At 71.0% G+C, this 19558-nt stretch carries 23 protein-coding genes; 16 read left to right on the top strand and 7 right to left on the bottom strand.

Features of this window, described 5'->3' with window-relative positions; all coding sequences use genetic code 11:
* Positions 1 to 75: 75 nt before the first annotated feature.
* The 4 genes from ACZ5U5_RS12890 to ACZ5U5_RS12875 all read left to right on the top strand — a co-directional run bounded on the left by ACZ5U5_RS12890 (position 76) and on the right by ACZ5U5_RS12875 (position 2936).
* On the top strand, positions 76 to 492 hold the full coding sequence (locus tag ACZ5U5_RS12890; RefSeq protein ID WP_469020059.1) for a YciI family protein: 417 nt from the start codon (positions 76 to 78) through the stop codon (positions 490 to 492).
* Positions 489 to 1724 carry an RNA polymerase sigma factor gene (locus ACZ5U5_RS12885; protein ID WP_469020851.1) on the top strand — a complete coding sequence of 412 codons (1236 nt, stop codon included), beginning with the start codon at positions 489 to 491 and terminating at the stop codon, positions 1722 to 1724. The genes ACZ5U5_RS12890 and ACZ5U5_RS12885 overlap by 4 nt, the downstream gene beginning before the upstream one ends.
* Positions 1725 to 1738: 14 nt before the next feature.
* Entirely contained in the window at positions 1739 to 2398 is a 660-nt protein-coding gene (locus tag ACZ5U5_RS12880; RefSeq protein WP_469020057.1) for a formylglycine-generating enzyme family protein, read from the top strand.
* 211 nt (positions 2399 to 2609) lie between these two features.
* Positions 2610 to 2936 (top strand): hypothetical protein, encoded by a 327-nt coding sequence (locus tag ACZ5U5_RS12875; protein WP_469020055.1) that lies wholly within the window; start codon positions 2610 to 2612, stop codon positions 2934 to 2936.
* A gap of 23 nt (positions 2937 to 2959) precedes the next feature.
* Here the strand turns inward: ACZ5U5_RS12875 and ACZ5U5_RS12870 are convergent, their stop codons facing one another.
* Positions 2960 to 3514, bottom strand: coding sequence for a TetR/AcrR family transcriptional regulator (locus ACZ5U5_RS12870; protein WP_469020848.1), 555 nt, complete (start codon positions 3512 to 3514; stop codon positions 2960 to 2962).
* Between the two features lie 139 nt (positions 3515 to 3653).
* Here ACZ5U5_RS12870 and ACZ5U5_RS12865 point away from each other — a divergent pair, with 139 nt between their 5' ends.
* Positions 3654 to 4601 carry a DMT family transporter gene (locus ACZ5U5_RS12865; protein WP_469020053.1) on the top strand — a complete coding sequence of 316 codons (948 nt, stop codon included), beginning with the start codon at positions 3654 to 3656 and terminating at the stop codon, positions 4599 to 4601.
* Here ACZ5U5_RS12865 and ACZ5U5_RS12860 read toward each other — a convergent pair.
* A complete protein-coding gene (locus ACZ5U5_RS12860) occupies positions 4574 to 5020 on the bottom strand; it encodes a cupin domain-containing protein (RefSeq protein ID WP_469020050.1) in 447 nt (148 codons plus the stop codon). The two genes, ACZ5U5_RS12865 and ACZ5U5_RS12860, sit on opposite strands and share 28 nt — an antisense overlap.
* 200 nt (positions 5021 to 5220) lie before the next feature.
* Here ACZ5U5_RS12860 and ACZ5U5_RS12855 point away from each other — a divergent pair, with 200 nt between their 5' ends.
* The 4 genes from ACZ5U5_RS12855 to ACZ5U5_RS12840 all read left to right on the top strand — a co-directional run bounded on the left by ACZ5U5_RS12855 (position 5221) and on the right by ACZ5U5_RS12840 (position 9389).
* Entirely contained in the window at positions 5221 to 6117 is an 897-nt protein-coding gene (locus ACZ5U5_RS12855) for a Gfo/Idh/MocA family protein (protein WP_469020047.1), read from the top strand.
* A gap of 446 nt (positions 6118 to 6563) precedes the next feature.
* On the top strand, positions 6564 to 7385 hold the full coding sequence (locus ACZ5U5_RS12850) for a helix-turn-helix transcriptional regulator (RefSeq protein ID WP_469020045.1): 822 nt from the start codon (positions 6564 to 6566) through the stop codon (positions 7383 to 7385).
* Positions 7386 to 7495: 110 nt separating this feature from the next.
* Positions 7496 to 8536 (top strand): PhlD, encoded by a 1041-nt coding sequence (locus tag ACZ5U5_RS12845; protein WP_469020044.1) that lies wholly within the window; start codon positions 7496 to 7498, stop codon positions 8534 to 8536.
* 55 nt (positions 8537 to 8591) lie between these two features.
* Positions 8592 to 9389: a GNAT family N-acetyltransferase gene (locus ACZ5U5_RS12840; protein ID WP_469020042.1), complete on the top strand. Its 798-nt coding sequence runs from the start codon at positions 8592 to 8594 to the stop codon at positions 9387 to 9389.
* Here ACZ5U5_RS12840 and ACZ5U5_RS12835 read toward each other — a convergent pair whose 3' ends face one another.
* The 3 genes from ACZ5U5_RS12835 to ACZ5U5_RS12825 form a co-directional block, all read right to left on the bottom strand.
* On the bottom strand, positions 9390 to 9947 hold the full coding sequence (locus ACZ5U5_RS12835; protein WP_469020039.1) for an isochorismatase family protein: 558 nt from the start codon (positions 9945 to 9947) through the stop codon (positions 9390 to 9392).
* Between the two features lie 258 nt (positions 9948 to 10205).
* Positions 10206 to 10646: a MarR family winged helix-turn-helix transcriptional regulator gene (locus ACZ5U5_RS12830; protein WP_469020037.1), complete on the bottom strand. Its 441-nt coding sequence runs from the start codon at positions 10644 to 10646 to the stop codon at positions 10206 to 10208.
* 137 nt (positions 10647 to 10783) lie between these two features.
* Positions 10784 to 12010: an acyl-CoA dehydrogenase family protein gene (locus ACZ5U5_RS12825; protein ID WP_469020036.1), complete on the bottom strand. Its 1227-nt coding sequence runs from the start codon at positions 12008 to 12010 to the stop codon at positions 10784 to 10786.
* Between the two features lie 167 nt (positions 12011 to 12177).
* On the opposite strand from ACZ5U5_RS12825, the gene ACZ5U5_RS12820 reads away from it, so the two are divergent.
* A complete protein-coding gene (locus tag ACZ5U5_RS12820; protein ID WP_469020034.1) occupies positions 12178 to 12825 on the top strand; it encodes a TetR/AcrR family transcriptional regulator in 648 nt (215 codons plus the stop codon).
* A 31-nt stretch (positions 12826 to 12856) separates the two neighbouring features.
* On the opposite strand, the gene def is transcribed toward ACZ5U5_RS12820, so the two are convergent.
* Positions 12857 to 13396, bottom strand: a complete 540-nt coding sequence (gene def / locus ACZ5U5_RS12815) for a peptide deformylase (protein WP_469020032.1) — start codon at positions 13394 to 13396, stop codon at positions 12857 to 12859.
* 142 nt (positions 13397 to 13538) lie between these two features.
* On the opposite strand from def, the gene ACZ5U5_RS12810 reads away from it, so the two are divergent.
* The 5 genes from ACZ5U5_RS12810 to ACZ5U5_RS12790 all read left to right on the top strand — a co-directional run bounded on the left by ACZ5U5_RS12810 (position 13539) and on the right by ACZ5U5_RS12790 (position 18037).
* Complete coding sequence (locus ACZ5U5_RS12810; RefSeq protein WP_344519320.1) at positions 13539 to 14777, top strand: MurT ligase domain-containing protein; 1239 nt, start codon at positions 13539 to 13541, stop codon at positions 14775 to 14777.
* 40 nt (positions 14778 to 14817) lie between these two features.
* Positions 14818 to 15546 carry a type 1 glutamine amidotransferase gene (locus ACZ5U5_RS12805; RefSeq protein ID WP_160509220.1) on the top strand — a complete coding sequence of 243 codons (729 nt, stop codon included), beginning with the start codon at positions 14818 to 14820 and terminating at the stop codon, positions 15544 to 15546.
* Positions 15547 to 15710: 164 nt separating this feature from the next.
* Positions 15711 to 16736, top strand: coding sequence for a 6-phosphofructokinase (locus tag ACZ5U5_RS12800; protein WP_469020029.1), 1026 nt, complete (start codon positions 15711 to 15713; stop codon positions 16734 to 16736).
* 104 nt (positions 16737 to 16840) lie between these two features.
* Positions 16841 to 17791, top strand: a complete 951-nt coding sequence (locus ACZ5U5_RS12795; RefSeq protein ID WP_469020027.1) for a cytochrome c oxidase assembly protein — start codon at positions 16841 to 16843, stop codon at positions 17789 to 17791.
* A gap of 84 nt (positions 17792 to 17875) precedes the next feature.
* A complete protein-coding gene (locus ACZ5U5_RS12790) occupies positions 17876 to 18037 on the top strand; it encodes a hypothetical protein (RefSeq protein ID WP_190078913.1) in 162 nt (53 codons plus the stop codon).
* Positions 18038 to 18100: 63 nt separating this feature from the next.
* Here the strand turns inward: ACZ5U5_RS12790 and ACZ5U5_RS12785 are convergent, their stop codons facing one another.
* On the bottom strand, positions 18101 to 18520 hold the full coding sequence (locus ACZ5U5_RS12785; RefSeq protein WP_469020025.1) for an SSI family serine proteinase inhibitor: 420 nt from the start codon (positions 18518 to 18520) through the stop codon (positions 18101 to 18103).
* Between the two features lie 287 nt (positions 18521 to 18807).
* Here ACZ5U5_RS12785 and ACZ5U5_RS12780 point away from each other — a divergent pair, with 287 nt between their 5' ends.
* Positions 18808 to 19536: a lysophospholipid acyltransferase family protein gene (locus ACZ5U5_RS12780; protein ID WP_469020022.1), complete on the top strand. Its 729-nt coding sequence runs from the start codon at positions 18808 to 18810 to the stop codon at positions 19534 to 19536.
* The last annotated feature ends 22 nt before the right edge of the window (positions 19537 to 19558 follow it).

The raw sequence follows: 19558 nt of genomic DNA, 5'->3' as shown, positions 1-19558 counted from the left end.
CAGGTGGCCGGCCCCGACGTCCCCTGTGAGAGTTGCCCACAAGGGGTGACCACCGCACAGTCGAGGAGAGACGTCATGAAGTACCTGGTGATGGTGCAGGGCACGCAGGCGGACTACGAGGCGCAGAGCGGCAAGGCCAACGCGACGAGCCCGGCGTGGAGCGAGAAGGACCTGCAGGCGATGTTCGCCTTCATGGGCGCGCTCAACGACGATCTGGCCGAGTCCGGCGAGATCGTCGACGGGCAGGGTCTGGCCGAACCCGCCCGGACCCGCCTGGTCGACGTGGACAAGGAGGGCCGCCCGGTCATCACGGACGGTCCCTACGGCGAGACGAAGGAAGTCCTCGCCGGTTACTGGGTCCTGGAGTGCGAGAGCCTGGACCGCGTCACCGAGATCGCCAACCGCATCCAGCAGTGCCCGATTCCCGAGGGCGCCCCGAACTACCCCGTGGTGATCCGCCCCATCATGGGCGGCCCGGACGACGCGTCCTGAACAGCACGGTTGCGGTCGAGGACCTGCTGCGCCTGCACGCGCCGCAGGTCCTCGGCGCGCTCGTGCGCCGGTACGGGCACTTCGGCGAGGCCGAGGACGCCGTGCAGGAGGCGCTGCTCGCCGCGGCGCGGCAGTGGCCCGAGCAGGGCGTTCCCGAGAATCCCCGCGGCTGGCTGATCAGGGTCGCGTCGCGGCGGCTCATGGATCAGCTGCGCAGTGACGAGGCCCGGCGCAGGCGCGAGGAGGAGGCGGCCCAGCTGTCGCCCCGGGACACCTTCACGGCGCCCCCGCCGGGCGAGAGCCGCGCGCCGTCCGACGACGACACCCTGACCCTGCTCTTCCTGTGCTGCCATCCGGCGCTGAGCCCGGCCGCGCAGGTCGCCCTCACACTGCGTGCGGTCGGCGGGCTGACCACGGCCGAGATCGCCCGTGCGCATCTCGTGCCCGAGGCGACGATGGCGCAGCGCATCAGCAGGGCGAAGGCGAAGGTCAAGGGCGAGCCGTTCCGGCAGCCGGGCCCTGCGGACCGTGACCAGCGGCTAGCGGTGGTGCTCCAGGTGCTCTACCTGATCTTCAACGAGGGGTACACGGCGACCTCCGGCAGCGCCCTGCACCGCTCGGATCTGGCGCGGGAGGCGATCCGGCTCACCCGGTCCGTGCGCACGCTGCTGCCCGACGAGGGCGCGGTGACCGGGCTGCTCGCGCTGATGCTGCTCACCGAGGCCCGCAGCGCGGCCCGTACCGGCCCGCACGGAGAGCTCATCCCGCTCGACGAGCAGGACCGCTCGCGCTGGGACCGGCGCGCGATCGAGGAAGGTTCCGGTCTGGTCGAGAAGGCCCTGTCCCAAGGCCCGGCGGGCGCCTACCAGTTGCAGGCGGCGATCGCCGCGCTGCACGACGAGGCCGCGCGCGCCGACGACACCGACTGGCCGCAGATCCTCGCTCTCTACGACCTCCTCGTACGCCGCGCCCCCGAACCCATGGCCGAACTCAGCCGGGCCGTGGCCTTCGCCATGGTGCACGGGCCACGCGCCGGCCTCGCCGAAGTGGCTTCGCTGGAGGACCGGTTGGCGGGTCATCACCGGCTCGATGCCGTGCGCGCCCATCTCCTGGAGCGGGCGGGCGAGACGGAAGCGGCCCTCGCCGCCTACCAGTTGGCGGCCAAGCGTACGCTGAGCATCCCCGAGACGCGCTATCTGCAGATGCGTGCGGCCCGCCTGCTGTCGACCTGAGTACGGAGCACGAAATGATCAGCGTCCAGGCGGGGCAGGTGACGCTGTCGGACAGGCGGACACAACGGAGCTGGGTGGTCGAGGTCGCGGCCCACGAACTCGCGCCGTACCCCGTCACCCAGCAGCAGTACGCCCAGGTCACCGGCGAGCGGCCGAGCAGCGCGCGCGGCGACCGGCTGCCCGTGGAGGGCGTCTCCTGGCTGGACGCGGCCCGGTTCTGCAACGCGCTGTCCCTGCGGGAGGGTCTCGCCCCCGCCTATCGCCTGCCCGCCGATGACGCGGAGGGAGACATCGAGTGGGACACGGCCTGCGGCGGTTACCGGCTGCCGACCGAGGCCGAGTGGGAACACGCGTGCCGGGCGGGTACGACCGGTGCGCGGTACGGGCCGCTCGACGAGATCGCCTGGTACGGCGGCAACGGCTCGGGGCGCATCCACGAGGTGGGCGCCAAGCAGCCCAACGCGTGGGGCCTGCACGACATGCTCGGCAACGTGTGGGAGTGGTGCTGGGACCTCTACGACCCCGAGGTGTACGGCGCCTATCGGGTGCTCCGTGGCGGTGGGTGGTTCGACGAGCACTGGAGCTGCCGGGCCTCGGTGCGGCGCCGCAGCCACCCCACGTTCCGCATCGACGACGTGGGTTTCCGCGTCGCGCGTTCCCTTGTCGGCACGTAACGCAGCTCACAACCACAGGCTCCCTACCTGGGAACACTGACCGTTGGTTCACCGTTTAACATTATGTAGGTCCCGATCGCGATTCCCCCGTCCGGTCGGGGCCTACCTCTCTTTGCGACCGCTCATGTCCACTCGGGGCCGTTTCACGCCTTCGAGGGCGAATATGCCAACCGCACCGCGCGGCGCACCCCCCGGGCGGCATCATGCGTTCATGGACGGTGCCAAGCCTGTGCAGGTCTTGTTCACACCCGACGAGTACGAGGCGGTCCTGCGGAACGCGGACCAGCTCGGGCTCCCGGTCGATGAGTTCATACGCCGGGCCGTGACCGTCGACGCCACGGAATCACCCTGCCCCGCCGCCGGGACCCGGCGCGGTGCGGACGCCCCGGCGACCGTGCCGCCCATCCGCCGCAGCCTGGGCCCGGGTGGCGCACCCGCTCTCCAGCGCTTCCTCGACACCCTCGCGACCACGGTGGAGCCCGACGCCGAGGACCGGGTCCCGCCGCAGCCGACGGTCCGCAACTGCTCGGGACAGTGAGACGGAGGTGAGGCCTGGGCCCGTCAGGCTCGGGCCGGGAGCAGTGCCGCCGCCTGGTCACGGGCGTGCTCGATCGCGTCCGGGAAGATGTGCAGGCCGTGCGCGACCAAGGCGCCCTCGTGCAGCAGCATGAGCGTCCGGCCGAGTTCCACCGCCCGCCGGGGCGCGATGTCGCGGGCCAGACCGGTGAACAGGGCGAGCATCCAGGCTTTCTGGCCGGTGATGACCCGATAGGCGGGGTGCGCGGGATCGCTGATCTCGGCGTGCGCGTTGACCATGCTGCAGCCCTTGCCGCTGAACGCACCGGCCCAGTCGCGCGAGGCGTCGAAGACGGCCAGGATCCTGGCCCGCGGGGTGGTCGCGGACTCGACGTACGGCGCGAGGAACGCCTGCCAGCGCTCGTCACGGGCCGCCAGGTACTCGACGACGATCTGCTCCTTGGAGCTGAAGCGGTCGTAGAGCGTCTTCTTGGTGACTCCGGCCTCGGCGGCGATGAGGTCCACCCCGACGGCGTGGATGCCGCGGTCGTAGAACAGCGCGCTCGCGGCGTCCAGGGCTCGCCGCGCGGCAGGCGTCATGACGATCCTGCGCGGTGCGTCCTCGGCCCCGCCGACGTTCTTCACGATCTCGCTCAGCTCGGTCATGCCTCCATAGTAAACCGATCTGTATACTCGTGCCGGAGTAGACAGATCTGTATACCTCGCTCGGAGGAACGACATGAACGTCCTGCTCTCGATCGCGTTCGTACTGACCTGGAGCTCGGGCTTCATCGGGGCCAAAATGGGCGCCGGGAGCGCGTCAGCCGTGACGGTCCTGATGTGGCGGTTCCTGCCCTTGGCCCTCGTGCTCGTGGTCATCGCCCTCACCGTGGCGCGGGCGTCCTGGCGCGGCTTCACGGCACGTGACGCGGTACGCCAGGCCGCGGTCGGCGCGCTGTCACAGAGCGGCTATCTGCTCACCGTGTACTACGCGATCCAGCTCGGCGTCTCCAGCGGCACCACCGCCCTTATCGACGGCACCCAGCCACTGGTGGCGGGCGCCCTGGCCGGACCGCTGCTGGGCCAGTACGTCTCGCGCACCCAGTGGGTGGGCCTCGCTCTCGGCGTGACCGGGGTCGTCATCGTGACCGCGGCGGACGCCACGGGCGGCACCGACGCTCCCTGGTGGGCCTACGCCGTGCCGTTCCTCGGGATGTTCTCGCTGGTCGCGGCGACCTTCCTGGACCGCCGCTCCCCCCGCCCGGTCGCTCCGGCGGTCTCGATGACGGTCCATTGCGTGACCAGCGCCGTCATCTTCACGGCGCTGGCCGCGGGCGCCGGCGCCGCGACACCGCCGGCGGAGGCGTCGTTCTGGGTGGCGATCAGCTGGCTGGTGACGCTCTCCACCTTCGGCGGGTACGGCCTCTACTGGCTGATCCTGCGGCGCTCCGGGGTCACGCAGGTCAACACGCTCATGTTCCTGATGGCACCGGTCACGGCCGTGTGGGGAGCCTTGATGTTCGGCGAACACTTCGGCGTACAGACGGCGTTGGGCCTCGCGGTCGGGCTCGCGGCGGTCGGCGTCGTGCACCGCGGGAAGAGCTCCGCGCCATCGGTGGTGTGCTCGTCGCAGGACACGCCCGCGACCGCGACGCCTCGTCAGTCCGCGAGCCGGAAGTCCGCGTAGTCGAAGCCGGGCGCGACGACGCAGCTCACCAGGACCGGTTCGCCACCGGCGGGGCGCGCCGCCTGCCACACGCCACCGGGCACCAGGATCTGCGGGCGCTCGCCGCGCTCGACACCCGGGCCGAGGCGCATGGGCGCCGCACCCTCCTTCGGGAGCGCGCCGTCACCTCCCAGGCGCAGGTCGAGCGGGCCGCCGCGGTGCCACAGCCAGATCTCGTCCGAGCGCACCACGTGCCAGCGGGACTCCTCTCCCGGGCACAGCAGGAAGTAGATGGCGGTGGCCGCCGTACGGGCGCCGGGGTAGCCGGCGGGCGTGAAGGAGTGGTCCGAGGCCCAGGTCTCGACGAACCAGCCGCCTTCGGGGTGCGGCTCCATGCCCAATTCGCTCGCCAGGGCCGGGCGCTCACTCGCGTCGTTCATGCGTGCTCTCCGTCCGGAGAAGTGAAGGAATGTGAAATGAAGTGAATGGGAATTCACCCTAGCCGGTGAATGTGCTTTCACCGCCGCCGACTTCGGAAACGAGATCAAGCCATCGGCGACTCGGGCACAAGAGCGAAGAGCGGCCAACTACCGTGCGGCCACTGGGCGTCGGCGCAGCCGGCGGTATGGAGTCGGCCATAATGCCGACCATGAAGAAATTGCGAATGGGACTGGTCGGCACGGGCCCCTGGGCCTCGTCCACGCACGCTCCCGCGCTCGCCGCGCACCCGGACGTGGAGCTCTCCGGCGTGTGGGGACGGCGGCCCGACGCGGCGGCCGCGCTGGCGTCGGCGCACGCGACGACGGCGTACGCGGAGGTGGACGACCTGTTCGCCGCGAGCGACGCCGTGGCGTTCGCCGTACCGCCGGACGTGCAGGCACCGCTGGCCGCCCGGGCCGCGGCGGCGGGCTGTCATCTGCTCCTGGACAAGCCGGTGGCGACGACGCCGGCCGCGGCGCGCGATCTCGCGGCGGCCGCCGAGGCGGCCCGGGTGGCGTCCGTCGTCTTCTTCACGCTGCGCTTCGCCGGGCCGACGGCGGCCTGGGTGACGGAGCAGGCGGCCACGGAGGGCTGGTTCACGGGTCGCGCCGACTGGTACGGCTCGTTCTACGCGGCGGACGGGACCAGCCCGTTCTCCTCGCCGTGGCGGGCGCGGCGGGGTGGCCTGTGGGACGTCGGCCCGCACGCCCTGTCCATCCTGATGCCGGTGCTCGGCGATGTCACCGCCGTGACGGCGGCTGCGGGGCAGGCGGACCTGGTCCATCTGATCCTGCGGCACAGCGGAGGGGCGTCGAGCACGGCGACGCTGAGCCTGACCACGCCGCCGAAGGCCGCGGGCGTGACGGTGGAGCTGCGCGGCGAGGCGGGAACAGCGCTGATGCCGACGGGGGGCGGGGCGCTCGACGCGTTCCGCTGCGCGGTCGACGCGCTCGTCGACGCGGCACGATCGGGCCGGTCACACGCCTGCGACGTGCGGTTCGGTCTGCGCGTGACGGAGATCCTGGCCCAGGCCGAGGAGCAGCTTCCCGCCGGGTGACTCCCCCGGGTGCACCGCCCGGGGACGACCGCGGGCGGCCGGTACCGTGGCCGCTACGTAATGGCGAGTGACGGCACCGGCCGCAGCCAGTGGACCCAGGAACCGGTCCGGGAAGTCATGCGCCGTACGTCCCGAGTGCGACGTTTCCGACCACACGCATCGGAATACGAACAACCGATCCATACTCTTCCCGCAGCGGCCCAATGGGCCTAGGGGGTACCCGACGCCGAGGAATTTCAGCCAATTTCAAGCTCCTCGGCCAAGGCGCCCCACACTTGTGTCCGCGTGCCCACCGGCGTCGGAACTCGCAGGTCGGTGGTCCCGCTCCCTCCATGGTGCCGCATCGGCTGATCGTTTTTCTTCGGGCAATCTTTACTACCAAAGCTGGTGAGAATATTTAGACTGCTGATGCTCAACTCGGCGTGCACCAAGAGGGATTACCCACCATGAACAAGACGGCGCTCCGCGCACTGCTCCGCGAACGACGCGCCCTCATAGCCCCCGAATCGCACGGCTTCAGCCGCCCCACGGGCCAGGGGCGACGCGCCCGCGGCCTGTCCCAGCACCAGGTCGACCAGCTGCTGCACCGCGCCATCGGCACGTACCACCGCCTGGAGTCGGGCAGTTACCCCAATCCGCCGGCTTCGCTGCTGCGGGACGTCGCGCTGCTCTTCGGACTCAACGAGCAGGAGTGGGTGTCGCTCTGCCGGTTCGCGCTGCTGCAGGAACCCCCGGGGCCGCTCCACCAGTCGTCCGGCAAGGAGATCCCCGGGGTCTGGCAGGAGGCAGTCGAGAGTATCCGGCACATGGCATACGTCACCGACGCGTCGTGGGACATGCTCGCCTACAACGAGCCCTTCGCCGAGTTGTTCCCCCACGGGAACGTGCCCGGCAACACGATGCGCTGGATGCTCCTCGACCCCCAGGCGCGCCGGTCCCTGACGGACTGGCACAAGGCATGGGCCCCCATGGTCCTTCCGCAGCTGCGTGCCGCGCTTGCGGCACGGCCGGAGGACGAAGTCCTGCGCCAGATAGAGAAGGAAGTCCTCGAAGACCCCGAAGCCGCTCCCCTCTATGGAGCCGGTGACTTCGTCTCGCACCCGGACGGCGACGAACGGCCCCTGTACCACGCACAACAGGGCCCCGGCTGGCTGACCATGTGCGCGGCCCAGCCCATGACGGCGCCCGGCGCCCGGCTGATCATCATGGTGTTCCACCCCGGAGAGAAGCGGGCTCACACCCGGGCTCCCATGCTGCGGGCTCGCTGACCGAAGGGCACGTTCTCCAGGACTCCGGTTGTCGGAGGGGTACCAGTTCAGCGCGGTGAAGTACGTTGTGCCGCACCCCCCACATCCGACAAGCCAGTGGGAGCCACCTCGTGCCCGCCTACGTCTCAAGACCCCGGACCGTCTTCGGCGACCACAAGGTCACGACCGCTGAGATCGCGGATGACATACGGGTGCACCATTCCGACCATCCCCGGCTCGGCGCGATCCTCCGCGTGGTGGGCAACTGCGGTGTTCACACCCGCTATTTCACGCGTCCCGTCGACTCCCCCACCGTCGCGGGCGGGGCCGGCATCACCGCGCGGGCCGAGACCGCGTTCAGCGATGCCGTCGACATGGCCGAGCGCGCGGCCCGCGCGGCCCTCGACACCGCCGGGCTCGAAGCCGACGACATCGACGCGATCGTCACCGCCCACGTCACCGGCTGGGCGGTGCCGAACGTTGACGTACATCTGGTGTCCCGCCTGGGGCTGCGCCCCACCGTGCGCCGCATCGCGCTGACGACCCTGGCCTGCGCCGGGGGCGCCCAGGCCCTGCTCCGCGCCGCCGACCTGGTGACCGCCCGCCCCGGCAGCAAGGTCCTCGTGGTCGCCGCGGAGGTCATATCCACGGTCTACAACCACGCGGACACCACGATCGAATCGATGATCTACAAGGCACTGTTCGGGGACTCGGCAGCCGCGACCGTTCTCACCGGCGAACCCTTGGCGCCCGGGATCGCGATCGACGACAGCTTCGAGTACGTCCTGCCGGACAGCCTCGACCGCTATCAAGGACGCATCGCCACCGACGGGTTCCACTTCGACTCCACGAAGAAGGCCCTCACCGCCGCCGACGACGTGCTGCCCGCCGTCATGGACTGGCACGGTCCGCAGAAACCGGACTTCGCCGTCGTCCACCCCGGCAGCCCCCGCATCATCTCCGACACGGCCGCCGCCCTGGGCCTGACCCCGCACGACAGCCGCCACTCCACCGACACCCTCGCGGACGAGGGCAACCTCGGTGGCGTCAGCGTCCTGAGAGTCCTCGAACGTACCCACGCCGCGCCCCCCGCCGAGGGCGCCCGCGGCGTCGTGGTCGCCTTCGGCCCTGGCTTCGCCACCGCGGCCCTGCGCTGTTACTGGCAGGCGTAACCTGCCCCCGGCTAATTCGTTTGCCGCTCCCCAGCACCCCTGCTGTAGTGCCCGCATGGATCATCAAGCGGTACTGACGGCGTACGACCGGCAGATCCGGCGCGGTGCGCAGGCGGACAGTCCCGGTGCGCGCGTCGAGCGGGACGGGGCCGTCGTCCGGCAGACCGGCGCGGCGCACGACTGGAACGGCGTGCACTGGGCGGACCTCGACGAAACCACGGCGGACGCCGTCATCGCCGAGCAGGTCCGCCACTTCACCTCTCTCCAGCGCGAGTTCGAGTGGAAGCTGCACTCCCACGACCGCCCGGCCGACCTCGCCGACCGGCTGCGGGCGGCCGGCTTCGTCCCGGAGCCGCCGGAGACCGTGATGGTGGCCGAGGTCGCGGCTCTGCCCATGGAGCCCGAACTGCCCGCGGGGGTGAGCCTGCTTCCGGTGACCGACGCGGCCGGCGTACGGCTCATGGTGGACGCCCACGACGCGGCCTTCGGCGAGGACAGCTCAGGACTCGGCGAACGCCTCGCCCAGCGCGTCCTCACCCAGCTGACCGAAGCCCCCGACACCATCGTCGCGGTGGTCGCGATGGCCGGCGACCTACCGGTGAGCTCGGCCCGGATGGAGTTCTCCCCCGGCACCGACTTCGCCGGCCTCTGGGGCGGCGGCACCGCACCGCAGTGGCGGGGCAAGGGCGTCTACCGCGCCCTGGTCGCGTACCGCGCCCGCATCGCCGCCGCCCGCGGCTACCGCTATCTCCAGGTGGACGCCTCCGACGACAGCCGCCCGATCCTGCGGCGCCTGGGCTTCGCACAGCTGAGCGTGACGACGCCGTACGTCTACGCGCCCCGGGCGAACTGACTAGGACGCCTGCAGCAGCTGCGCGATCGCCTCCGCCGTGTCCGTCTCGCCGAGCCTCGGGAAGATCTTCTCGATGCTGTTGCGGTGGGCCTGGGCGTCCATGTCGGTCACCGCGTCCACGGCGACCGTGACGTGGTAGCCGTGCTCGTGTGCCGCGCGGGCCGTCGACTCGACGCCGATGCTCGTCGCGATCCCGGCGACGACGACCTGGGTGACGCCCCTGCGGCGCAACTGGAGGTCGAGGTCGGTGCCGTAGAAGGCGCCCCACTGCTGCTTGGTGACGACGATGTCGCTGTCCTGGCGGCCGAGTTCGGGGACCAGGTCGGCCCAGTCGGCGGGCACCTCGCCGCCGCGAGCGGGGCCTTCGGTGCGCCCGGGGGCGCCGCCGGTGACCCGGACGAGGACCACGGGCAGGCCGCGCTCGCGGAAGGCATCGGCGAGCCGGGCCGACCGTTCGACGATCTCCGCGGAGGGGTGGGCCGTGGGCAGGGCGGTGATGCCTTTCTGGAGGTCGACGAGGACGAGGGCCGTGGTGGGGTCGAGGGTGGTGGCAGTCATGGCTTGGATCTCTCTCGCGTGGGTGGGGGGGTCGGTCAGGGACGGGCGCGCAGGCCCCGGACGGTGAGGGCCGGGGCTACCGGGGCGAGTGTCACGACGGGGCCGACGTACCGGTCCGGGCACCGCGGCCCCGCGACGGAGCCGATCGCATCGGCGGGGGCGTGACTCCGCCGAGCGCCGAGCAGCAGGGATGCGGAGAGGCGCGCCCCGAATCCCGGTCTCTCGCCTGTCGGCCGCGGGCGCATGGCGACCGTACTCTCACTCCTGCACCAGCCGTTCCAACAGCGCCGCAGCGCCGGAGAGTTGACGTCGCTCGTCGGCGTCGAGGCCTTCGGCGATCGCGCCGGAGAGCCAGTCGCGCTTGGCGACGCGCGCCTCCATGAGCGTGCTCCGCCCCTTGGCCGTCACGGAGACGACGGACTGGCGTCCGTCGTTCGGGTCGGGGGCGCGCTCGACCAGCTCCATACCCTCCAGGGCGCCGACCGTCATCCGCATCGACTGCGGCCGTACGAACTCCGCGCGGGCCAGGGCCGCCGTGGTGGCGGGCCCTTCCCTGTCCAGGAGGGCGAGGACGGTGCGCTGCGAGGCGCTGAGACCGGCGGCGGGGGACGCGGTCCGCAACCGCCGCACGAAGCGGCCGACGACGGCCGTGAGCTCGGCGGCGACCTGCTCGGAGCTGGGCTCAGGGTTCCCGGTCATGATTCGACCGTAGAAGGAAGACAGTTAAACTTGCAAATTTGCCTGTTTACCTTGATGAGGGGCGCCGGAGGTCGGGGCAAACGGAACGCCCCTGCCGCCTCGAAGGCGACAGGGGCGGATGCTGACGGCGAAGACGCCTAACGAATCTGCATCCCCGACAGCGTGCGCGCGATCACCAGACGCTGGATCTCGCTCGTGCCCTCGAAGATCGTGTAGATCGCGGCGTCCCGGTGCATCCGCTCCACCGGGTATTCCCGCGTGAAGCCGTTGCCGCCGAGGATCTGCAGGGCCTGCGCGGTGACCTTCTTGGCGACCTCGCTCGCGTACAGCTTCGACATCGACCCCTCGGCCGACTCGAACTTCTTGCCCGTGCTCGCCATCCACGAGGCGCGCCAGACGAGCAGACGGGCCGCGTCGATCTGCGTACGCATGTCGGCGAGCTGGAAGGCGACGCCCTGGTTGTCGATGATGGGACGGCCGAACTGCGTACGCGTCTTGGCGTACTCCAGGGCCTCTTCGTACGCGGCGCGCGCGGTGCCCACGGCCATGGCGCCGACCGCCGGGCGGGACGCCTCGAAGGTGGCCATCGCCGCGTTCTTCACGCGCTCACCGCCGGTCTTGGCGCGCTCACGGGCGCGGGCGAGGCGCTCGTCGAGCTTGTCCTTGCCGCCGAGCAGGCAGTGGCCGGGGACGCGCACGTCCTCCAGGACGACCTCGGCGGTGTGCGAGGCGCGGATGCCGTGCTTCTTGAACTTCTGGCCCTGGGATAGGCCGGGGGTGTTCGGCGGGACGATGAAGGAGGCGTGCCCCTTGGACCCGAGTTCCGGGTCGACGACCGCGACGACGACGTGGACGTTGGCGATGCCGCCGTTGGTCGCCCAGGTCTTGGTGCCGTTGAGGACCCACTCGTCCTTGGCCTCGTCGTAGACGGCGCGGGTGCGCATCGCCGCCACGTCGGAGCCCGCGTCGGGCTCGGAGGAGCAGAAGGCGGCGACCTTGACGTCGTTCACGTCGCCGTACATCTGCGGTATCCAGGTGCCGATCTGCTCCTCGGTGCCGTTGGCGAGCACGCCGACGGCGGCCAGGCCGGTGCCCATGATGGACAGGCCGATGCCGGCGTCACCCCAGAAGATCTCCTCGGTGGCCATCACGATGCCGAGGCCCGTGGGGTCGAAGAACTGCTGGGCGTAGAAGTCGAGGGAGTAGATCCCCAGCTTCGACGCCTCCTGGATGATCGGCCACGGGGTCTCTTCGCGCTCGTCCCACTCGGCGGCCGCGGGACGGATCACGTCGGCGGCGAACCCGTGGAGCCAGTCCCGGACCTCCTTCTGTTCGTCGTTGAGCTCCATGGTGAACTCGGCCATGACCCCTCCAGGACCTGCGGTGAAGACGAGCGTTACTTGCGGTAACTGGAGTCTGTTACTGGCGGGTAGCCGATGTCAACTCCCGGCCGCCCGTTCGATCGAGGGAGCGTGCGGGGTGTTACGTTGCGCGTGCGGGGCGCAATCGCACGGGCGGGGAGAGAAACGCTATGGAGACCACCACACCGCAGACCGATCAGCAACGGTCTGCCGAGCGCCGGCGGCGCGAGCTGCTGGAGGCCGCCGACCGGGTGGTGCTTCGTGACGGGCCCGGCGCCTCGATGAACGCCATCGCCGCGGAGGCCGGCATCACCAAGCCGATCCTCTACCGGCACTTCGGCGACAAGGGCGGACTGTACGCCGCGCTCGCCAAGCGGCACACCGACGCGCTCCTCGAAGCGCTGCGCGCCGCCCTGGACGCCCCGGCCGACCGACGGGAGCGGGTCGAGCGGACGCTCGACACCTACCTCGCGGCGATCGAGGCCCGCCCGCAGGTCTACCGCTTCCTCATGCACCCCTCGGACGCCGCCGCACCCGGCGATCAAGGCTTCGACGTGGGCCTGCACTCCGCGCCCGTCCTTCGCCGCATGGGCGAGGAGCTCGCGCAGGTCATCGAGGAGCGCGTCGACCTCGGACCGGGCAGCGCGCAGCTCGCGCGCGTGTGGGGCCACGGCATCGTCGGCATGATGCACGCGGCGGGCGACTGGTGGCTGGGCGAACGCCCGTGCCCGCGCGCGGAGTTGGTCAGCAGCCTGGCCGACCTGCTGTGGGGTCGCCTCGCCGCGGCGGGCGACCGCGTCGGCGGCCCCGGCTTCTGAGGGCTTTTCAGGAGCGGCCCGACGCGGGAAGTCAGCTGCTCCAGGGCGCCTTGGCGGCGGCCCGCAGAACCCTGCGCCGCCGCCAGCCCGTGACGCGATCGGTGTAGACGCCGCCCTCCAGGTGGTCGCACTCGTGCTGCAAACAGCGCGCGAACCAGCCGGTCCCGTGCACCCGCACCGGCTCACCGAGCATCGTGACGCCCTCCACCACGGCATGGTCGAAGCGCGGCGTGCCCGCCTCCAGGCCCGGCAGCGAGAGACAGCCCTCCGGTCCGCGCACGACGACCCCGTCCGCCTCCACGAGGCGGGGGTTCACGACGTACCCGAGATGACGCACCTCGTCGTCGTCCGGGCAGTCGTACACGAAGACCCGCCGGTTCACGCCGATCTGGTTGGCGGCCAGGCCCACGCCCTGGGCGGCGTACATCGTGGCGTACATGTCCTCGATGAGCCGGGCCAGTTCGGCACCGAAGTCGGTGACCTCCTCACAGGGCTTGTGCAGCACGGGGTCACCGAGCAGTGTCAGAGGTCGTACGCGCCCCGAGGCGCCCGGGATCGAGCCGTGTCGCATGGCCGCAAGGGTACGGTCCTTGGTGAACCCCGGGGTCGGGGTGGTGCCGCGGTTCGGGCTTGACAGTGGATCTCGATAGGCTGAGGTTCATCGCGTTGCCGGGGGCAGGCGCGGCGCCGTAAGCAAGGAGGATCCAGAACTGATGGCAGGCAACACGGACCCGCTGTCGCCGCGGGCCAAGCTGGCCGTGACGGCGGGCAAGGCGGCCGCGGCGGTGTCGCGCGCGGCGGGCCGCGGCAGCGGATCGGTGATCGGCGGCCGCGTATCGCTCAAACTCGACCCCGACCTGCTCGGGCGTCTCGCCACGCACCTGGACGTGGTGCTCGTCTCCGCCACGAACGGCAAGACGACCACGACCCGGCTGCTCGCCGAGGCGCTGCGCGCCAGCGGGCCCGTGGTGTCGAACGCGCTGGGCGCGAACATGCCGGCCGGGATCACCTCGGCCCTCGCGGGCGGCTCGGACGCCCGGTTCGGCGTGATCGAGGTCGACGAGAAGTATCTCGCCGGTGTCGCCCGCGACGTGGAGCCCAAGGCGATCGCGCTGCTCAACCTCTCGCGCGACCAGCTGGACCGCGCGGCGGAGACCCGCATGATGGCCGAGAACTGGCGCGAGGGCCTGGCAGGCTCCAAGGCGGTCGTGATCGCCAACGCGGACGACCCGCTGGTCGTCTGGGCGGCGTCCTCGTCACCGAACGTCGTATGGGTGGCCGCAGGACAGGAGTGGAAGGACGACGCCTGGTCGTGCCCCTCCTGCGGTGGTGTGATGCAGCGCCCCGGCGACGACTGGTTCTGCGGCGAGTGCGGCTTCCGCCGCCCCGCGCCCAGCTGGGTGCTCTCCGGCGACCACGTCCTCGACCCGCACGGCTCGGCCTGGCCGATCCATCTGCAGCTGCCGGGCCGCGCGAACAAGGCGAACGCCACCACGTCGGCCGCCGTCGCCGCCGTCTTCGGCGTACCGCCGCAGGTCGCCCTGGAGCGGATGTACCAGGTGCAGGCCGTCGCAGGACGCTATGACGTCGTGCAGTTCCAGGGCCGTGACCTGCGTCTGCTGCTCGCGAAGAACCCCGCGGGCTGGCTCGAGACGTTCTCGCTGATCGACCCGCCGCCCACCCCGGTGGTGCTGTCCGTGAACGCCCGTGGCGCCGACGGCACCGACACCTCCTGGCTGTGGGACGTCGACTACACCCGCCTCGCCGGTCACCCGATCTTCGTGCTCGGCGACCGCAAGCTGGACCTCGCCGTGCGTCTTGAGGTCGCGGGCCTGGACTTCCGGGTCTGCGAGTCCCTCGACGAGGCCGTGCAGCTGGCGCCGCCCGGACGCATCGAGACGATCGCGAACTACACCGCGTTCCAGGACCTGCGCCGCCGCGTCGGCAACTGACCCCACCGGACCCTCTAGACCCTCGTAGGGACGAATGAGCATGAGCGACAACAGCCTGCGGCTGGTGTGGGTCTACCCCGACCTGCTCAGCACGTACGGAGACCAGGGCAACGCCCTGGTCGTGGAGCGCCGCGCCCACCAGCGCGGCCTCCAGGTCGAGCGTTACGACGTGCGCAGCGACCAGCCGGTTCCCACCTCCGGCGACATCTACCTGATCGGCGGCGGCGAGGACCGCCCGCAGCGCCTGGCGGCCGAGCGCCTGCGCCGCGACGGCGGCCTGCAGCGCGCCGTGGGCAACGGCGCGATCGTCTTCTCGGTCTGCGCGGGCTACCAGATCCTGGGCCAGGAGTTCATCAACGACCTCGGCCAGCGCGAGCCCGGCCTCGGCCTGCTCGACGTGATCTCCACCCGCGGCGAGGGCGACCGGTGCGTCGGCGACGTCCTCGGCGACATCGACCCGCAGCTGGGCCTGCCCCCGCTGACCGGCTTCGAGAACCACCAGGGCATCACGCACATCGGCCCGTCCGCACGCCCGCTCGCCCGCGTCACGCTCGGCCGGGGCAACGGCACGGGCGACGGCACCGAGGGCGCGTACAACGGCACCGTCTTCGGCACGTACATGCACGGTCCCGTTCTGGCCCGCAACCCGCTGATCGCGGACCTGCTCCTGAAGCTGGCCCTCGACGTGAACGCGCTGCCGCCGACCGACGACCGCTGGTACGAGGCGCTGCGCGCCGAGCGGATGAACGCCGCGCAGCAGCCCGCCTGAAGCCCCGGCCGCGCAGGTGAGCGGCCGAGTCCAGCAGTCGGACGCCCGGTGCGGCCCCGCCCCCTCCCGCCTATAGGGTGGCGGGGTTCCCGCCGGACGACGTGGTCCGGACTCCGGCCCACGCAGCACACAGGGCCCCTCTTTATGAAAGACGTTGGCGGGCTATGCGCATTGGTGTCCTCACGTCCGGCGGCGACTGCCCCGGGCTCAACGCCGTCATCCGCTCGGTCGTGCACCGTGCCGTCGTCGACCACGGCGACGAGGTCATCGGCTTCCACGACGGCTGGCGCGGTCTCCTTGAGTGCGACTACCGCAAGCTCGACCTCGACGCGGTGGGCGGCATCCTGGCGCGTGGCGGAACGATTCTCGGCTCCTCGCGTGTCCAGCCCGCGCAGCTGCGCGGCGGCGTCGAGCGGGCCAAGGGCCACCTCGCCGACCTGGGCCTCGACGCGGTCATCCCGATCGGCGGCGAGGGCACGCTGAAGGCGGCCCGGCTCCTGTCGGACGCCGGTCTGCCGATCGTCGGGGTGCCCAAGACGATCGACAACGACATCGCGGTCACCGACGTGACGTTCGGCTTCGACACCGCGGTCGGCGTGGCGACCGAGGCCCTGGACCGGCTCAAGACGACCGCCGAGTCGCACCAGCGGGTCCTGATCGTCGAGGTCATGGGCCGGCACACCGGCTGGATCGCGCTGCACTCGGGCATGGCCGCGGGCGCGCACGCGATCGTCGTGCCGGAGCGGCCCTTCGACATCGAGGAACTGACGCGGAAGGTCGGCGAGCGGTTCTCCGCCGGCAAGAAGTTCGCGATCGTGGTGGCCGCCGAGGGCGCCAAGCCTCGCGAGGGCACGATGCAGTTCGACGAGGGCATCAAGGACATGTACGGCCACGAGCGGTTCGCCGGCATCGCCCGCCAGCTCTCCATCGAGCTGGAGCAGCGCCTGGGCAAGGAGGCGCGCCCGGTGATCCTCGGGCACGTCCAGCGCGGCGGCACCCCCACCGCGTACGACCGTGTCCTCGCCACCCGCTTCGGCTGGCACGCCGTGGAGGCCGTGCATCGCGGCGAGTTCGGCAAGATGACCGCGCTGCACGGCACGGACATCACGATGGTCCCGCTCGCCGAGGCCGTCGAGACGCTGAAGACGGTGCCGGACGAGCGGTACGCCGAGGCGGAGTGCGTGTTGTAGAGCCCGGCGGTGACGGAACGGCCCCCGGACGCTTCGGCGTCCGGGGGCCGTTCTAGTCTGGTGCGGACACACAGCGCACAACCGCACGAATCAGGAGCCAGTGGATGGATCACAGCGGGCACGGCATGAACATGGATCTGCCGCCGTTCACGCTGGGGCGCGGGCTCGAGCTCTCGGCCGACCCTTTCTTCCTCATCGGCTGCCTGGTGGCGCTCGCGCTCTACGCCTGGGGCGTGGTCCGGCTCGTACGACGCGGCGACAAGTGGCAGGTCGGCCGCACGATCTCCTTCGTGGCGGGCGTGCTGACCATCCTGCTCGTGATGTGCACCAAGCTGAACGACTACGGCATGGTCATGTTCAGCGTGCACATGGTGCAGCACATGATCATCAGCATGCTCTCGCCCATCCTGATCCTGATGGGTGCCCCGATCACCCTCGCCCTGCGCGCGCTGCCGGTCGCGGCCCGCGGCAGCAAGGGCCCGCGCGAGTGGCTGCTGTGGGTCCTGCAGAGCCGCTACATGCGGATCATCACGCACCCCGCGTTCACGATCCCGCTGTTCATCGCGAGCCTGTACGCGCTGTACTTCACCCCGCTCTTCGACACCCTGATGGGGTCCAAGGTGGGCCACATCGGGATGATGGTGCACTTCCTCGCGGTCGGCCTGGTCTTCTTCTGGCCGATCATGGGCGTCGACCCGGGTCCGCACCGGCCCGGATACATCATGCGGATGCTGGAGCTGTTCGCGGGCATGCCGTTCCACGCGTTCTTCGGCATCGCCCTGATGATGGCGTCCGAGCCGATGGTCGGCACCTACAAGAACCCGCCGTCCTCGCTCGGCATCGACGCCCTCGCTGATCAGACGGCTGCCGGAGGCATCGCATGGGCGTTCAGCGAGGTGCCGTCGGTGCTCGTGCTGCTCGCGCTGCTCTTCCAGTGGTACCGCTCCGATCAGCGCCAGGCGCGGCGTACGGACCGGGCCGCCGACCGTGACGGTGACAAGGAGCTTGAGGCGTACAACGCCTATCTCGCCTCACTGGCCGCGCGCGGGCGCTAGCGGCAAAGGGTCTTCGCAGGCGAGGATGGTCTCAGGCCGCGGTCTTGGCGTCGAGGCGCCGGGCTGCCGGGAGGAGGCAGGGCGATGCCTGATTCTACGAAGACGATGGGTGTATTCACCATCGGAGGCTTGGTCGCGGTGACCGCGTACACGGTCGCGCTGGGGAGCAACGGCTGGCTGTGGTTCGGCTGGGTCGTCATCGGGATGCTCACGCTGGCGATGGTGCTCTCGCGCAGCACTCCGTAGGCGCCGCGTACCGCCGAGGAAAGGTGCGGGGCGGCGCCCGGGGTGGTCCGTCGGCCGACGCCGTCAGAAGCGGAAGACGGCGCCCGTCGAGGACCCCATCTCGCAGGCGTTGCCGTACGTCTTGTGCCAGCGGATCGGCTTGCCCCGGTGGAGCCCTGTCGCGCTCACGGCGACCGGGGCGTACTGCTTGGTGCAGATCCCCGACTTCGTCGTCGGCAGCGCGTCGAAGTCGCCGTGCGCCTTGTCGATCGCCGCGCAGGCCGCGGCCGCATGCGGATGGTGGGCGGGCCGCTGGGTCACGCAGTCGAGCAGCACCCCGCGGACCCAGGCGTTGTCCTGCCCCGTGACGGTGAGGAAGACGCCGGTGGTCCGCTCGGGGGTCGTTTCGCCTGACGCGTGGGCGGGCGCGGCGACGGCGAGGGAGACCAGCGCGGCGGCGGTGGCCGCGGCCGGGCGCAGGCGGGACGTGGGACGAGACCTCATGGGGACCTCCTGTGACGGTGACGTACTGCGTCGGAGCGAGGCCAGGCCACCCCCGCACCCGCCCTTCACCAAGAGGACACGCCGGACCCTCACCCGTATGTGTGTGGCGCGGGGTCCGGATGGGTGTGCCGTCCGTCGGCCGCACCGTTGCGCGAAGGGACCGAGGCCGCCCGGCTTCGGTCCCTTCTCCCGTCGCGGCGGCGCACTTAAACTGACCGCTGCGCGAGGACCCGTGACCTGCGACGACGCAGCACCCAGGCCGGTCCACCTACGTCAAGGAGCAACGGGTGTTCTACTACCTGCTCAAGTACGTCGTCCTGGGGCCGCTGCTGCGGCTCATGTTCCGCCCGCGCATCGAGGGGCTCGAGCATGTACCGGAGACCGGTGCGGCGATCGTGGCGGGCAACCACCTCTCGTTCTCGGACCACTTTCTGATGCCCGCCATCATCAAGCGGCGGATCACCTTCCTCGCCAAGGCCGAGTACTTCACGGGCCCCGGCATCAGGGGCCGCCTGACGGCCGCGTTCTTCCGCAGCGCCGGACAGATCCCGGTGGACCGCTCCGGCAAGGAGGCGGGCCAGGCCGCGATCCGCGAGGGCCTCGGGGTACTGCGCAAGGGTGAGCTGCTCGGCATCTATCCGGAGGGCACCCGCTCGCACGACGGGCGCCTCTACAAGGGCAAGGTCGGCGTCGCCGCGATGGCGCTCAAGGCACAGGTGCCCGTGATCCCCTGCGCGATGATCGGCACGTTCGAGGCGCAGCCGCCGGGTCAGAAGGTGCCGAACTTCCAGAGTGTGGCCATCCGCTTCGGCGCCCCGCTGGACTTCTCGCGCTACGCGGGCATGGAGAACGAGAAGGCGGTCCTGCGCGCTGTCACGGACGAGATCATGTACGCCATCCTCGGGCTGTCCGGGCAGGAGTACGTCGACAAGTACGCCGCGGTCGTCAAGGCCGAGGAAGCCGAGCGTGCCGCCGCCGCGAGCAGGCGGAAATTCCCCCGCATGCCGCTGAGTTGAGGTCCTGACATACGGTCGTGCC

This window comes from Streptomyces sp. NPDC033177 (assembly GCF_055577715.1).
This window is presented reverse-complemented; position numbering and strand designations above follow the sequence as displayed.